The organism is Mycobacterium sp. UM_Kg1 (assembly GCF_000972925.1).
GTDB classification, from domain to species: Bacteria; Actinomycetota; Actinomycetes; order Mycobacteriales; family Mycobacteriaceae; genus Mycobacterium; species Mycobacterium hiberniae.
The window spans coordinates 1-369 of record NZ_JRMK01000360.1 but is presented as its reverse complement, the minus strand read 5'-3'; the positions used below and the strand labels follow the sequence as shown (position 1 = coordinate 369).

The window sequence follows — 369 nt, the reverse complement described above, 5'->3', positions numbered from 1 at the left end:
GGTGGTGGAAACGGTGGCGATGGTGGCGCCGGCGGCCAGATCGGCACCGTGGTGGGCATCGGCGGTGCCGCGGGCGAGAAGTTCATGTCCTGGTTGTGGGGCAACGCCGGGCGGCCCGGAGCCGACGGCCAGTTGCCCGTCGGGATCAGTGGCAATGGCGGTGTAGGCGGTGCGGGCGGTGACGGCACCGGCCTGTTGGCCGATGGCAACGGTTCCTCCGGTGGAAATGGTGGTGCCGGCGGCGACGGTGGCGCGCACGGCAATGGCGCCGCTGGTGGAGTGGGCGGCGACGGTGTTGCCGGTGTGACCGGTGCCGATGCCACGCTCGCGGGCGGTGCCGGGGCCTCCGGTCTGTCTCTTATACACATC

Annotated in this window: 1 protein-coding gene; it reads right to left on the bottom strand. The window is 71.5% G+C overall.

Annotated elements, in window-relative coordinates:
• A partial coding sequence (locus LI92_RS24100) for a hypothetical protein (RefSeq protein ID WP_046322669.1) occupies nt 1-369 on the bottom strand: 369 nt, incomplete at both ends.